Origin of the sequence: Pyxidicoccus fallax (assembly GCF_012933655.1) — a bacterium.
Lineage (GTDB): Bacteria > Myxococcota > Myxococcia > Myxococcales > Myxococcaceae > Myxococcus > Myxococcus fallax.
In genome coordinates this window covers 1-13681 of record NZ_JABBJJ010000142.1, presented here as the reverse complement: position 1 = coordinate 13681, position 13681 = coordinate 1, and the positions used below count along the sequence as shown (strand labels likewise).

Here is a 13681-nt window from a genome sequence, read left to right as displayed (position 1 = left end):
CTCCGTCAGCTCAGCATCCCGAAGCGGATGTACGCCGCCACCACGCCCACCACCGCGTAGAAGAAGATCTCCACCGTCTCCGACAGCGGCTGCGCCTTGCGGGCCCACCCCCAGACGTGCACCACCACCATGCCCAGGCACACCAGCCCGATGAGGTCGAACAGCGCCGGCTGGCTCCCCGGGTCCGGGATGTAGCGCACCACCGTGAGGATGATGGCCAGCGCCACCGCGCCCAGGCACCGGCCGAAGTACACCGTCAGGTCCGTGTTCCCCTCCTGCGGCTTCCAGCCGAACCAGCGCGACCACCGCAGCGGCATCAGGAAGAGCGGCAGCGCGTAGACGAACAGGAAGAAGGCCACCGAGACCACGAGGAACCAGCTGGCGAGCGGGTGTTGCGGACTGATCATGGCGGCACGAGAGACGGGCCGGCCGCCCTTTTCTTGAGCGGTTCCAGCCGTTTCCTCTCTGTACCATTGTAAACGCATTGTCGACGCGGTTCGTGCGCGTCGCGTCAACCCGCGAAGTCCCCGGAATCAGGCCTTAATGGGCGGACAAGCGGCCCGGCTCCCGGACGGCATCCCGGATGAACTCGGCCACGCGCTCCAGGGATTCGGTGCGCTCCAGGTCCGAGTGGAAGCGGCGGAAGGCGTCCGAGGGGCCGTAGAGGATGACGGGCTTGCCGTAGCGGAGCGCCAAGCTGGCTTCGGAGGCGGTGCCCGCGCCGCCCGGAAGGGCGACGAGCGCGTGCGGGGTGAGGACGTTGATGTGGTTGCGGCTGAGCGGGTCCGTGCCCTGCTCGCCGCTGAGCGGCAGGTGGGTGTAGATGGCCAGCTCCACGCCGGGGTTGGGGTAGCCGGGGCGCGGCCGGTACTCGCCGTCCTCCACGGTGCCCGGGACGATGCCGATGGAGATACCCCGCCGGCCCTCCACCTGGACGAAGGCGTCCGCCGCCGCGCGCATGACGCCGCTGCCCGCGCCGGTGAGCAGGTCGAAGCCCGCCTCGGCGATCCACCGGACCAGCGGGACGACCCACTCCGCGTGCTCCTCCTTGCCTGATCCGAAGACGCCGATGATCCGCCGTTCCCTGCGCATGGCCTCCACACCTCCGCCGCTATGACCGGCCCGGACCCCAGCTTCTTCCATGCTGGCCCCGTCTTCCCGTCGCAACGGGTTCAGTCCCGGACAGGGGTGCCGTCCGGCGTTCACCGATGGAAGGATCCACCCGCGGACAGAGATGGAATTGACACTTGCAAGACGTCCGGAAGCCCGGGTCGCTCCCGCGCTGACGAGCCCCCTCCTGTCAGACCCCCTCTCTACCTTGGTCCGCATGAGCCAGGAGGTCGCCCATGTTCGACTGCTGTGGTGGATGTGAGCGCCGGGGGAGCGCCGGGGAAATCTTCGACTGGTGTGCCAACTGCGAGTTGTCCCTGTGCCCGAAGTGCATGGCGCGCGGCTGCTGCGGCAGCGAGCCCGCCCGGTCCGGTTGCGCCACCCCGCTGATGCTGCCGGACCCTCCCGCCGAGGACGACACCGCCCCGCTTCCCGAGCACTTCGGCGGTCGGTGCTGCACCCGCGCCCGCGCCGTGGCGTGCTCCTGTGCCTTCCACTGGGTCTGCGAGGCCCATGGCGACCAGCACATCGGCACCCACGACTGAACGGCGACGGCGCCCGGAAGACCGGCTGCGTCATGCTTCGTTACAGCCGTGGTGGACGCGCGGTGCCCGGTCCTGGGTGACCCGCCAGCCGTCGCCGCTCGTGTTCCAGAGTGGAACCGTTCCTGTTTCACGTCGATTGCTCAGTTCTTGAGACGATGTGAGTATCAGTGACATGGGAACACGCGCGCTGGCGGTCTCCGTGTCAGGAAGCATCCCCTCCGTCATCCCCTCACGGGCCCTGGAAGTGGATGTGGGAGTGGCCTTGCCCGTGGCCTTCGGAGGGCTGCGGAAGGTGCTGCGCGCGTGCGAGGACGCCGCGCCGGACGTGGTCCGGGCGCTGGCTCGGGCCCACCCTTCGGAGTGGAACCGGCTGTTCCCGGGCGCCATCGACGGCGTGCCGGACCTGAGCGACCTGGCGCTGACGCCATCGGAGCGCCGGCTCCACCGTGAATCGGAGCAGATGTTCTGGGTGCTCAACGTCGCGGCGAAGGTCATCGTCGAGACGCTGCGCGCCTGTGGCCGGCCCCTGGTGCTGCACGGCGCGGGCGAGTGCGACCTGGTCAGCCTGCGCGCGGTGATGCGCGCCGCCGAGTGGAGCCGCCTGGAGGGGCTGGACGGCACGCTGCTGCTCACGGGGTGGAACGTGCGCCGCCCCCATGGCGCGGCGGGCTTCGCGTCCCGGCGGCAGGCGTACCTGGACTCGCTTTGCGACAGGATGCGGGCGCCGCGCGTGTCGGGGCCGGGGCCGGTGTCGTCGCGCGCCGTGGAGCCGGCGGTGGACCTGGAGGGGCGCTATCTGCAGCTCGTGGTGGATGGCTCGCAGGCGCGGGAGGACCGGGTGGCCGCGGCCATCCTCGCCATCCGCAGCTGCTTCTTCACCACGAACTACGAGGGCGCCATGCTGGCCGCGGAGCAGGGGCTGGCGCTGCTGGAGGAGGACGCGGACGCGGCGCTGGCCTCGCGCGTGGCCCGAGCGTGGGACGTGCTGGACACGGGCTTCACCACGCCGGCCATCGAAATCGACCGGAGCAACCTGGGCGACGTGGAGGAGCTGCGGGCGCTGTTCGCCCGGAGCATGGGCGTGGTGCACGTCTTCACCGGCGCGCACGAGGAGGCCATGGAGGCCTTCGGCCGGGGGCTGGCGTGCCGCGTGCCGCCGGAGCTGGTGGCGCGGCTGCACATGTTCCGCGCGCTCACGCTGACCAAGCGCTTCGGGCAGCTGCCCAACGCGCGCGCCGAGGTGGAGGCGGGCGTGGCCGCGCTGGAGCGCTGCACGTCGCCGGACCGCGCGCTCCAGGAGGGCTGGCTGCGCAACGTCTGCGCGCTCACCTGGTTCCAGGAGCGCAAGCTCGACAAGGCGCTGGTGGAGGAGAAGCTCGCCATGCGCTGCGTGGGCGACCTGCACGACGCCAGCGCCACGCACCTGAAGATCAACCTCATCTCCAACGCGAGCTACCTCCAGGAGACGGCGCGGCAGTACGCGGACGCCATCGCCACGTGGCGGCGCTTCGAGAGCATCAGCGCGAAGTGGGGCGTCAACTTCGCCAAGCACCACCGCTACCGGCTCGCCGGGCTGGAGCTGGCCGGGGGCGAGCGCGACGCCGCCGTGGCCCACTTCACCGAGGCGTATGCCAACGCGGACGCGCTGGGGGACTCGTTCCACCGGCAGGTCATCGCCGCGGAGCTGGGGCGCCTGTTCCTCGACGAGCAGCAGCACGCCCTCGCCGTGGAGTGGTTCGCCCGCGCCGAGGAGCACGCGCGCGCCGTGGGTGACCCGCTGAAGACGGCGGAGAGCCTCGCGGGGCTCGCCGTCGCCGCCGGCCGCACCGACTGGTCGGAGGCCCTGCGCTGCGCCCGGGCCAGCACCACGTGGCCGAAGGAGACCGCCGCCCTCACGGACGCGCTGGAGCGCGGGGACGCGAAGGCGGTGCAGGCCGCGCTGCCGCGGGCCCGCACGAAGCTCAACCGCCCGTTCGACCTCGTGAGCCTGTACTGACGGGGCGCTACACGCGCGCGGGGTCGAACGGGGCCACCGCGTCGCAGCGGCCGCGCGCCATGAGCTCCGCGATGGAGGCCCCGGCGTGCGCGCCCGTGAGGATGCCCTGCCCTCCCAGGCCCGTCGCGACGAAGGTGTGCCGCGTGCCTGGATGGCGCCCGAGATAGGGCCGGCCGTCCACCGTCACCGCGCGCAGCCCGGCCCAGGCGCGGACGAAGCGCGCGTCCCGCAGGCGCGGCGCCAGCTTCGCCACCGTGGCGCTGAGGTGCAGCAGGCCCGCGGGCGTCACGTGCTCGGAGAAGCCCGCGTCCTCCTCCGTGGCGCCCACCACGATTTCCCCCGAGCGCCACGGCGCCAGGTACGAGGGCCCGGAGACGACGCGCGAGAGCTGGAGGCCCGGCTGGTGCACCACCATCATCTGCCCGCGCACCGGCTTCAGCGGCAGCGCGGGCAGGCCCTCCACGCGCGCCGACCACGGGCCCGCGGCCACGAGGAGCGCGTCCGCCTGGAGCAGTTCCCCATCGGTCCGCACCTCGACGCCACCGGCCGTCTCGCTCACGGAGCGCGCGGCCTCACCGAGGCGCACGCGCACGCCCGCGCGAATCGCGGCCTCCCGGAGCGCGTCGACGTAGCCGTCCGTGTCCACCATGTGGCCGCGCCCGCTCTCGAACGCGCCGAAGAGAGGCGTGCCTTCCAGCGCGGGCTCGAGCTCCACCAGTCTCGCGGCATCCACCCAGGTGCCGAGCTCCTCCGGGTCCTTCGCGGCCTTCTCCGCCAGGGCGTCGCGGGACTTCGCGTCCGTGACGACGCGCAGGATGCCCTGCCCCCGCCGGAGCGCGGCGCCTTCCGGAAGCGAGGCGAGGTCCTCCGCCAGGACGGCGCGGCCCGCGCGGGCGAACGCGAGCATGTCCGCGTCCTCCCACAGGCGTACCGACGGAATGGCCACTCCAGCGGCGGCGCGCGAGCCCCGGCCTCCGGGCTCCACGGCGTCCAGCACGGTGACCTTCGCGCCAAATGCAACGAGCCGGCGCGCGGCCGACAGGCCGACGACGCCAGCTCCAAGAACCACGATGTCGGTGCCGGGTTTCATGCGCACGGGCCCGGGCGGGCCCTGCTCCCTCCTGGCTTCCGGACCCCGCTCACAGCGGGCGGGCCACGAGGTGGAAGTTGCCACCCACGTAGAGGAAGCCGTGGCGCTCCGCGCGCTTCACCACCGCGTCCAGCAGCGTGTAGCCCAGGAGCATCTTGAAGCCCTGCCGCGCTGCTTCCTCGCACACGGCCAGGACGATGGCGTCCACGGCCGCGTTGCGCTCTTCCTTCGGCAGCCCCGGCGCGGCCACGAGGTTCTCGATGAGGGCCATGGAGCTGTCCGTGCGGTACAGGAAGCCCGCGGCCTTGCCGGGGATGATGAAGCCGGTCTTCGGAAGCGCTTCCGGCACCATCATTTCGTTCCAGTGCTGCAGCCAGGACTTCACCAGCTCGAAGTGCAGCTCTGGAACGAAGGCGATGGGCGTCATGGAGGACTAGAACATCAGCTGGGCCATGCGCTGGGCCGCGAGCTCCGCCGCGTTCCCGAGGCCCTGCTCCGTGAGCTTCTTCTTGGCGGTGTTCTTGATCAGGTCGCCGACGACGTCGGTGACGTCGCCCTTGCCCGTGGCGAAGTTGAGCGCGCCGTGCAGCAGGCTGTTGCCGCCCATGCCCTCCATCAGCCCCGAGCCAGCGAACTTGCCCAGGACGTTCCCGAACATGTTGCCGCCGGGGATGAGGTCCGTGGCGGCGCCCAGCAGGGCCTGCAGCGGGTTCTTGCCCTGCATCAGGCCGCTGGCGAAGCCCATCGCCGCGCCGAGGAGCGGGTTGACGGCCGAAACGAACGGCTTGACGACGTCCATCACCTTGCCGAGAGCCTTGCCGATGCCACCCATGGTCTGATCCTTTGTTGGGGGGCCGCCGTGTGCGGCCCAGCCTGTGTTCTTCTTGAAGGAATTCTCGTACGCGCGGCTTATTTGTTCCGTGTGAGCCGAAAAAAATCGGCGACGCCGCTGAAAACCCCAAGGAACTCAGGTGTTTGGGCGCTGAGGGGGACGGGAAAAATACACCGGATTTCCGTCCCCCGTGGCGGGCTTCAGCTGCCCTTGGGGGGCGACTTCTTCTGATCCGCCTGGAGGTCGGTGGGGGACGGGCCCTTGCGGGTCTCGGGCGCGCCCTTGTGGGCCTGATCCGACGCGAGCGCCGACTTGAAGCGCGCGTCCGGGTCCTTCTCGAAGCCATCGAGCTGCTGGGCGCGGTTGAGCATCACCTTGCCGTCGATGACGTCCTGCAGGTACGTCTGGAGTTCCTCGACGGTGGGCGTGCCAGGGTATTTGGCCTTGAGCTCCTCGTCGGGGGTGATGGTCAGCTGGGGCGGCTTCTCCGGGTGCTGGGCATAGTCGATGATCTTCGCGACGTAGTCCGCCACGTCGATCTGCAGCATCCGGGCCTGCTCCTTCACATCCGGGTCCGCCATCAGCTCCGCGCGGATCTCCTCCACCGGCTTCTTCAGCTTCCGCGGCTGCGGGACCGCCTCGTTCTCTCCGGCCATGGGTGTCTCTCCAGATACGGGATGCGGCATCCTACCCCAGCCCCTGGGTGACGGGCACGGGGGTTCCGTTGCTCCAGCGGGTGAACTGCATTCGCAGCTCGCAGGTGTAGCGGCCGCGCGCGTCCTTCAGCCAGAGCTGCTCCGGGGCCGGATACATCTCCTCCACCGAGAGGCGCTCCGCCTCGCGCGCCAGATGGGACAGCAGGTCCAGGGCGAAGGGGCTCGCCGTGTCGATGAGGTACGGCTTGCGCTCCTTCGAGCTGCGCATGAACACGAAGCGGGGCCAGCCTCCCGCGCGCCGCTCGCGCTGGACGGCGAGGAAGAGGTCGAAGCCCGAGGGCCCCGCCAGGCGCGAGGCGGGCACGTCCCACCGCTCGCGCTGGTACACCGCGCCGCCCACGCTCAGCCGGGGCAGGTGGCGGCCCTTGGTGCGCAGCGGCGCATGCAGCACCTGCGGGTGCGCCAGCGCGGCGAAGGGCGGGTACGAGGAGAAGTCATCCAGCGGGAGGTAGAGGCTCAGCGCCTGGCCCTTTCCGTCCACCAGCCGAGGCCCCTCCGGCGTGGGCTCCACCCGCACGTCGGCCGGCGTCAGCGCGCCCTCCTCCACGTCCAGCACGTCCGACACCGAGTACACCAGCCGCCGCCCGGGGAAGACGTAGAAGCCCTTGTTGCGCCGGCGGATGGACAGGCCCACCAGGCCCCGCGCGGCCGGGTCCGCGTCCAGCCAGCGCGAGGCCACCGAGGCGTAGCGCTCGCGCTCCGGCTGGAAGGCGCTCAGCCAGCTCCACAGCAGCAGGTGGTGGTGGACGCGCGCCAGCATCACCTCGAAGCCGCCGTCCGGCTTCGCCGCGAGGCACACGTCGGGAAGCGCGTACCGGCCTCCCGGCGTGGACGTGCCCAGGAAGTCCACCGGCAGCGTCCGGGCGCGGGCCCCGTCCTCGTCGAGCAGCACGGGCGGCACGGGCGAGAAGCGGCTCCCCGACACGGTGTCCGGCCGCAGCCGCACCGCGTACTCCAGGAGGTCCATGGCCCGCGCGTCCGGGCCCAGCGCGTCGCGCACCTGCTCGCGGAAGCCGCGCTGTACCTTCTCGCCGTAGGCGGCGGACAGATCGAGCGCGCCCGTGAGCGCGGCCTCCAGCTCCGCGGTGAAGCGCGCGCCGAAGCGCAGGCGGAACGGCGAGCTGGCCTCCTCGTAGAGGATGAGCCGGTCCGCGTACACCTGCCCTTCCCCGCGCCGCGCCGGCTTGCCGGTGGCCTCCGTGAAGGCCGCCTCCATGCGCGGCAGCAATTCGCGGCGGCGCGCGAGGTCCGCCGTCTCGAAGTCGGCGCGCAGGCGCGCGAGCGCGTCGAGCCGCTCCAGCCAGCGGCCCCGGGCCTCGGACTCCGGCAGTGCCGCCACCGCGTCGCGCACGCTCTCGAAGGTGCCGAAGTCGTTGGGCCGGAAGGGCAGGCCCCACAGCAGCAGCGCCGTCTTCACCAGCGGCAGCGCCTGCCGCTCCACGTCCTCCACCGCCACACCGAGCACCCTCGCCGCCTCCACGGGCGTCGGGTGCTGGCGCAGCACGGAGAGGAGCGCTTCGGCCTGCGGGGACAGGGACACGTCCAACTTCAGCGGCTCGCAGGCGGCCCGGCCCGGCGTCACCGTGAAGAGTGGATTGAGGCGCAGCGGCAGGTGCGCGCGCAGTCCGCGCTCGCGGCCCACCGCGCGGGCCAGCTCCGTCACCGCCCAGAAGGAGAAGAACGTCCGCCGCCGCGTGTTGCCGCTCGGCACCGTGCGCACGTCGTATTCGTCCTGGGTGGTGCGCTCTCCGTAGGAGATGGGGCCGAAGAAGCTCGTCGTCTCGTTCTTCGCGCAGAAGCGCTGCAGGTACGTGTAGACCTGCCGCTCCACCCGGCGCGCGTCGGAGGTGTCCGGCCGCTCGCCGCCTCGCAGGTAGCGCGTCCAGACGTTGTCGAACATGGCCGGGCTGGAGAGGAACACCGCCTCCTGGATGGCCGGGTCCGCGGCCCGCTCGCGCAGGCGCGGGCGCAGGGCCTGACGCTCCCCGGTGTAGCGGGCCTGGAGCGCGGCGCGACGTGACTGGTAGCGGGCCAGCGCGTCCCGGACTTCGGGCCCGTGGCGTGGCTTGAGCACGGGCTCGCGGCCCCGGGCGAGGGCCTCCTGGAAGGCATCGGCATCGACGCCCTCGGTGCGCACCGCCGCGAGCAGCGCGTCCTCGTCCTCCAGCAGCCGGGTGGTCTCTTCCAGCAGCTCCGCCGACAGGCCAAGCGACTCCAGCCAGTCGAACGGGAAGCCCGCGTGGCGCAGCACGAACACCTCGCCCAGCGTCCAGGTCTCGCTCATTCGTGCACCTTCGTCAGGACGGACTTCGCCACCAGCGTGTCCACCAGCCTGGCTCGCTGGGCCTCCGGCACGGTGCCCAGGACGTCCGCCACGGACGCGGGCCGCGTCAGCCCGGACAGCTTCGGCGCGAGGCGCGCGTCCATCGCGAGCACGGCGCCGGTGCGCAGGTTCGCCGCGTACCACGTGGGCTTCGGCGCCCCGTCCAGCGAGGCCGGGAGCTGCACCAGCGCGCAGTCTTCATCGAGGTGGATGCGGTGGCTCATGGCGGGGGCGGCGGGCTCCTCGGTGGGCTCTGTGGGAGGCGGTCGATACGTGGGGCCCTGGACGCTGGCGGCCGCCACGCGTCCAGGGTTCAACGGGGCTCGCCGCATCAGCCGGCTCGCGAGGGACGTGAGCACTTCGGGAAGGCGGGACGCGGGGATGGTGCCTGGCTCGTCGAAGGACAGGCTCCGGGCGAGGTCCCGGTCCGCGGGCTGCGAGCCGCTCAGCCGTGTCGAGCGCCACCCGAGGGGGCTGTCGACGGTCCGGTGTTCCTTGGGCAGGTGGAACGGGCGCACTCCGGCGATGTGGTCGAACAGGGGCTCCGCGTCGAGCGCCGCCAGCGTGGCGTCCAGTGACTCTTCGCCCACGCGTGGCGCGCCCACCCACCATTCCGCGACGAGGCGGACGCCCGCGTCCCGCAGACGCCGGGCTCCGCGTGCCAGGGATGCCTGGTTCATGCGGCTTCCGTCGGAGTCCAGCACGAAGCCTCCTCCCACGGCGCAGAGGCCCACCACCGCCACTCGGCAGCCGCTCTCCAGCAGGGCGTCCGCGTACGCGAGCGACGGGAGCGCCACGTGACCGCCCCAGGGCGCGCCACCCGTGAAGGTCCGCACAGCCTCCGGCGTGCGGGTTCCGAGCGCATGCTTCGTGGTGAGCTGCCGAACGTCGAGGGGCTGGGGCTCGTCGCCTGGCAGGAGCTCCCCTTCATCGAGGGAGCGCGGCGGCCCCACGAGCAGGTGTTGTGCGTCGGGAATCCAGACGAGGGGCTCCAGCGCGGGGCCGCCCGGTATCGGAGCCACGCGCCAGCGCAGGGGCGCGGCATCGTCGATGAACTCCGCGCGCTGGAACATGGGCATCCGGGCCAGAATCTTCCGGTGTGCCGTCGCGAAGGGGCCGGCGACCTCCAGGGGCACCTCGGGAGGACAGGCCCGGGCGAGCCACGCCGCCGCCGGGAGCTGCTGGTCCCGCTCCAGCCAGAGGCGCACGCGCTCGGCCTCCGTGAAGCGCTCGGCGGCCCGGGCCAGGTCCTCCGTGTACGGCGCGGGCTGCCCCACCGCGCGCAGCACGTCCGCGCTCCGCTCGGTGGTGCCGTCCTCCAGCTCCAGGTCGTCGAGCCGGAGGCGGACTCCGCTCGGAGGTCCGGAGAGGGCCGTCAGCACGGCGCCGATGGCTCGCAGTCGCGTGTGCACGCCGAGGTCCTCGCGCGAGGACAGGCCGCGAGCCGCGCGCAGGAGGAGCAGCTCGCGCATCGACTGCGCCGTGGCGGGAGCGGTCGCTCGCGCGTCGGTGGCCTCCGTCAGCGCCGCGTCGGAGAGGACGCGGTGGCAGAAGTCCCGGGCCACGTCCATGACGTGCCAGCCCTCGGGCGCATCCGGCACGAGCGTCACGTCGCGGTGCGGTGGCAGCACCAGCAGCTTCATCCACGGACCTCCCGGGAAGGCTCACGCGCCACGGGGATGAGCGCGGGGCATGGCTGCCGACCTCGACCGCCTCCCGCCGCGCCGTTCGCGGGGCCCGGGCGCGATGACTCCTGTCGGCTCATTCCCCGTCCTCCGGCGCGGAGCCCGGCGCCGGTGCGCCCCACAGCAGCGTGCACCGCAGCTCCACCGTGTGGCGGCCTCCCGGCGCCCGGAGCCACAGCTGGTCCGGCGCGGGGCGCATCTCCGAGAGGACGACGTCCTCCTTCTGCTCCAGCAGGTTGAGGAAGACGCGCAGCAGCGGCGGGCTGCGCACGTCCACCAGCACGGGCTTCCGCTCGTCCTTGAACTTCGCGAAGACGCAGTCGGGCATTCCGCGCGCCGCCCACAGGTCCACCGCCGCGCGCAGCCGCGCCTTGTCGTCCCGGCACGCGAGCAACGCCTTCCGCTCCTCCGGGCCCAGCCGCCACTGCTCGCGCTGCACCACCACGCCCCCCAGCGTCAGTCGGGGCGTATGCGCTCCCAGCGACACACGCAGCGGGCGGATGCGCGGCAGCGCGAACGCGGTGTGCACCAGGCTCTCCAGCTCGCCGTTGTAGAGGCACACCTCCGAGCCCAGCCGCTTCGACACCAGCCGCGCGCTCTTCCCGTCACTCTCCACGAACAGGTCGTCCAGCGGCAGCCGCCACCCGGAGGCCCGCGCGCTCACCCCCCCCAGCTCCACCACCGGGCCCGGGAACTCCGACGGCAGCAGGCCCGTGCGCCGCGACGCCAGCACCGTCACCAGCGGCGTGGGCCGAGGCAGCGCGCCCAGCGCCCGCACCATCGCGCTCTCCACCCTGCCCCGCGCCTCGTGGAACTGGAGCGCCCAGCCCCACACCAGCGCCGTGTCGTGCACGTCGCCCATGACCAGCTCGTAGTCGCCCCGGCTCCACGCCTCCACGTCGCGCGCGCCCACCAGCAGGTCCACCGACGTCACGAGCGGCAACGCCCGCGCGTCCTCCACCACCGGAGGCGTCGCCACGCCTCCCAGCTCCACGCTTCGCGCCGCCGCGTCCGGAATGCCTCTCGCGAGCGCCTCCGCCACCGACGTGTCCGACGGCACCGGCCGATCCGCGTACGCGGCCACCACCTTCCAGAAGGGCACCGTGCGCGTCCCCACCAGCCCCGCCACCGTGGCCCGGGCCGCCTCGCGCGTGCGCCGTGCCGCCTCGCCCATCCACGCCAGCGCGGGCTCCAGCCGCGTCACCAGCTCTCGCGCGCGCTCGCCGCCGACCTCCACGCGCAGGTCTCCTCCGCACTCCTCCCGGAGCGGCAGCCGGTCCTGGTAGAAGTTGTGAGACTCGGACGCCGAGGCGCGCTCGGACGGCGGCGCCACGCCCCAGAGCGCTCGCGCCCGCTCCGCGAAAGCGCCCTGCAGCGCCATCTTCCCCGCCGCGTCCGCCGCGCCGTACCGGGCCATCAGCGCCAGCAGCGCGCTCAAGCCCTCCACGTGGCGGCGCGCCGCCGCACAGGGCACTCCCGCCACGCGCTCGGCCAGGTCGTCCAGCGGGTGGTGCACGGCGGCGGGCACCTCGAGCTGGTGCGTCAGCAGTCCCTTGTCGCAGGCCAGCCGCGCCGCCTCGCGCGCCATGCCCGGCGCCACGCCCAGCGCCGACGCCAGTCCCGCCAGCGTCCGCGTCCCGTCCGCCAGCTCCACCAGCCGGGGCAGCAACTCCTCCGTGCTCTCCGGCGGGGGCGCGGCCTTGCGCGCGGGCACCTCCGAGAAGGCCTTGCGCCGCAGCACCAGCCACGCGGCCATCTCCGGGTCGAAGGCGATGGCGCGCACCAGCCCCTGCACCAGCCACGAGGCCGCGAAGGTGTTGCGCCCCACGAGCACCTCCGGCCCGGACCAGCGCAGCGACACCCCCGTGGGCGCCTCCGCGTCCGCGCGGCCGTAGTTGATGGGGCCGAAGAAGCCCATCGTCTCGTTCTTCGCGCACAGCCGCTGCAGGTAGCTGGCCACCTGCCGCCGCAGCCGCGCGCCGTCACGCCCCTCCAGCAGGTCCTTCGCCACGGGCGGGCTGGAGCTGGCCACCGCCTCCAGGAAGCGCGGCTCCCGGCGCAGCGCCACCAAGGCCTTCTCCACGTCCGCGTACTCGCGCTCCAGCGCCGCCTCGAAGGCGTCCTCCGCCTCGCGGACCGCGCGAGCCCTCGCGTTCCACGCGGCGAACACCTCTGGCGATTCGAGCCCCTCGGTGTCCACCGGGCGCCCGGCCTTCAGCGCCGCGAGCACCGCGCGCGGTGGGCGCCTCACCCGGGGGCCCTCGGCACGCAGCGCCTCCAGGGCGCGCTGCTCCTCCGCCAGCCGCCGAGCCCCCGCCGCCGCCTCCGGGCACCCCAGGCGCTCCAGCCAGTCGAAGGGGAAGCCCGTGGTGCGCACCACGAGGTGTGGGAACAGGGTCCAGCCCTTCATGGGTCACGCACCCTTCGTCCTGGGGCGCGCGCGGCGCCCGGAGGTGTGCCGCTCCACCACTGCTACCGTGCGGCGACCTCGATTTCCTGCCCCGGCACGGCCATCACCCACAGCCTGTCGACGCTGCCCTGGCAGTTCACCAGCACTTCCAGCTCCCGGCCGGCGTCGATGGGCGTCTTCGCCAGGGGCGTCACGCCCGGCAGCATCGCCCCGCCCACCTGCACCTGGCAGCCCGGAGCGCTGCCCGTCACGCTCAGCAGCCCCTTCGTCCCGGGCTGCGGAGCGGCCGTCGCCAGCGTGCGCACGTCGATGCCGTCCCGCTGCCGCGTCGTCCCGAACCGCCGCAGCTTCCCGTCCACCGCCGTGGAGATGAGCAGCGGCCCGTTCAGCGAGTCGAGCGGCGCCGAGCCCTCTTCCATGCGCACGCCACCCACGTAGACGTGCTCGCCCGGCTCCACGTTGACGAAGGCGGAGCCGGGGCCCCGCAGCATCACCAGCGCCACCACGGCCAGCACCAGCACTCCGCCACCTCCCAGCGCGAGCCACTTCCACTTTCCTCCGCCACCCGTCGCGGGCGCGTCGGCCTCCTTCGCGGGAGGACGCGCGGCCGGCGGCTGCACCGCGCGAAGCTCCGGAACGGCGGGCACGGCGACGGAAGGCCGCGTGGGCGCGGGAGCCCGGGCATGCGTGCCCTGCGCCGGCACGCCGGTGGTGGAAGCGCGCGGCGGCGGCGCCATGGCCGGCTGCGAGGCGCGCGGCGGCGGCGCCAGGGCCGGCTGCGACGGCCGCGGCTGCGGCGCGGGTGTCGGCGGCTCCGGAGCCAGACCCGCCTTCAGCGAGAGGACCTCGGTGCGCTCGCCCAGGTCCAGCTCGGGCAGCTCGGGCAGGGCATCCGGAGGAGGCGGCGGAGGAACCGGAGGCCGGGCCTCCACGCGAGGCACGCTCCCGCTCGCGGCGGGACGGGGGCCGCTGAC

11 protein-coding genes and 1 pseudogene are annotated in these 13681 nt (G+C 73.1%); 2 read left to right on the top strand and 10 right to left on the bottom strand.

Going from position 1 to position 13681, the window contains the following annotated elements:
• Positions 1-5: 5 nt before the first annotated feature.
• Entirely contained in the window at positions 6-407 is a 402-nt protein-coding gene (locus HG543_RS27420; protein WP_169347828.1) for a hypothetical protein, read from the bottom strand.
• 133 nt (positions 408-540) lie between these two features.
• A complete protein-coding gene (locus HG543_RS27415; protein WP_169347827.1) occupies positions 541-1092 on the bottom strand; it encodes an SLOG cluster 4 domain-containing protein in 552 nt (183 codons plus the stop codon).
• Positions 1093-1346: 254 nt separating this feature from the next.
• Between HG543_RS27415 and HG543_RS27410 the strand changes: the two genes are divergently transcribed.
• Complete coding sequence (locus HG543_RS27410; protein ID WP_169347826.1) at positions 1347-1655, top strand: hypothetical protein; 309 nt, start codon at positions 1347-1349, stop codon at positions 1653-1655.
• 256 nt (positions 1656-1911) lie between these two features.
• The gene (locus HG543_RS27405; protein ID WP_343073449.1) at positions 1912-3651 is read left to right on the top strand and encodes a tetratricopeptide repeat protein; all 1740 of its coding nucleotides are present in this window, start codon (positions 1912-1914) and stop codon (positions 3649-3651) included.
• 7 nt (positions 3652-3658) lie between these two features.
• Here HG543_RS27405 and HG543_RS27400 read toward each other — a convergent pair whose 3' ends face one another.
• From HG543_RS27400 to HG543_RS27365, 8 genes and pseudogenes are all read right to left on the bottom strand, one after another.
• Positions 3659-4741, bottom strand: coding sequence for an NAD(P)/FAD-dependent oxidoreductase (locus HG543_RS27400; RefSeq protein ID WP_169347840.1), 1083 nt, complete (start codon positions 4739-4741; stop codon positions 3659-3661).
• 49 nt (positions 4742-4790) lie between these two features.
• The gene (locus tag HG543_RS27395; protein ID WP_169347824.1) at positions 4791-5168 is read right to left on the bottom strand and encodes a hypothetical protein; all 378 of its coding nucleotides are present in this window, start codon (positions 5166-5168) and stop codon (positions 4791-4793) included.
• A gap of 6 nt (positions 5169-5174) precedes the next feature.
• A complete protein-coding gene (locus tag HG543_RS27390; protein WP_169347823.1) occupies positions 5175-5573 on the bottom strand; it encodes a hypothetical protein in 399 nt (132 codons plus the stop codon).
• A 200-nt stretch (positions 5574-5773) separates the two neighbouring features.
• Positions 5774-6229, bottom strand: coding sequence for a hypothetical protein (locus HG543_RS27385; RefSeq protein WP_171818159.1), 456 nt, complete (start codon positions 6227-6229; stop codon positions 5774-5776).
• A gap of 31 nt (positions 6230-6260) precedes the next feature.
• Entirely contained in the window at positions 6261-8573 is a 2313-nt protein-coding gene (locus tag HG543_RS27380; RefSeq protein ID WP_169347821.1) for a lantibiotic dehydratase family protein, read from the bottom strand.
• Positions 8570-10255 carry a hypothetical protein gene (locus tag HG543_RS27375; protein ID WP_169347820.1) on the bottom strand — a complete coding sequence of 562 codons (1686 nt, stop codon included), beginning with the start codon at positions 10253-10255 and terminating at the stop codon, positions 8570-8572. The genes HG543_RS27380 and HG543_RS27375 overlap by 4 nt, the downstream gene beginning before the upstream one ends.
• Positions 10256-10373: 118 nt before the next feature.
• Positions 10374-12707, bottom strand: a complete 2334-nt coding sequence (locus tag HG543_RS27370; RefSeq protein WP_169347819.1) for a lantibiotic dehydratase — start codon at positions 12705-12707, stop codon at positions 10374-10376.
• 62 nt (positions 12708-12769) lie between these two features.
• Positions 12770-13681: pseudogene (locus HG543_RS27365) on the bottom strand (serine/threonine-protein kinase); the annotation flags it as partial.

What these genes read in the sequence shown, in the direction of transcription:
- HG543_RS27380 (WP_169347821.1), bottom strand. Translation starts at nt 8,573, where the DNA reads ATGAGCGAGACCTGGACGCTGGGCGAGGTGTTCGTGCTGCGCCACGCG.
- HG543_RS27390 (WP_169347823.1), bottom strand. Translation starts at nt 5,573, where the DNA reads ATGGGTGGCATCGGCAAGGCTCTCGGCAAGGTGATGGACGTCGTCAAG.
- HG543_RS27410 (WP_169347826.1), top strand. Translation starts at nt 1,347, where the DNA reads ATGTTCGACTGCTGTGGTGGATGTGAGCGCCGGGGGAGCGCCGGGGAA.
- HG543_RS27420 (WP_169347828.1), bottom strand. Translation starts at nt 407, where the DNA reads ATGATCAGTCCGCAACACCCGCTCGCCAGCTGGTTCCTCGTGGTCTCG.
- HG543_RS27395 (WP_169347824.1), bottom strand. Translation starts at nt 5,168, where the DNA reads ATGACGCCCATCGCCTTCGTTCCAGAGCTGCACTTCGAGCTGGTGAAG.
- HG543_RS27375 (WP_169347820.1), bottom strand. Translation starts at nt 10,255, where the DNA reads ATGAAGCTGCTGGTGCTGCCACCGCACCGCGACGTGACGCTCGTGCCG.
- HG543_RS27370 (WP_169347819.1), bottom strand. Translation starts at nt 12,707, where the DNA reads ATGAAGGGCTGGACCCTGTTCCCACACCTCGTGGTGCGCACCACGGGC.
- HG543_RS27385 (WP_171818159.1), bottom strand. Translation starts at nt 6,229, where the DNA reads ATGGCCGGAGAGAACGAGGCGGTCCCGCAGCCGCGGAAGCTGAAGAAG.
- HG543_RS27400 (WP_169347840.1), bottom strand. Translation starts at nt 4,741, where the DNA reads ATGAAACCCGGCACCGACATCGTGGTTCTTGGAGCTGGCGTCGTCGGC.
- HG543_RS27415 (WP_169347827.1), bottom strand. Translation starts at nt 1,092, where the DNA reads ATGCGCAGGGAACGGCGGATCATCGGCGTCTTCGGATCAGGCAAGGAG.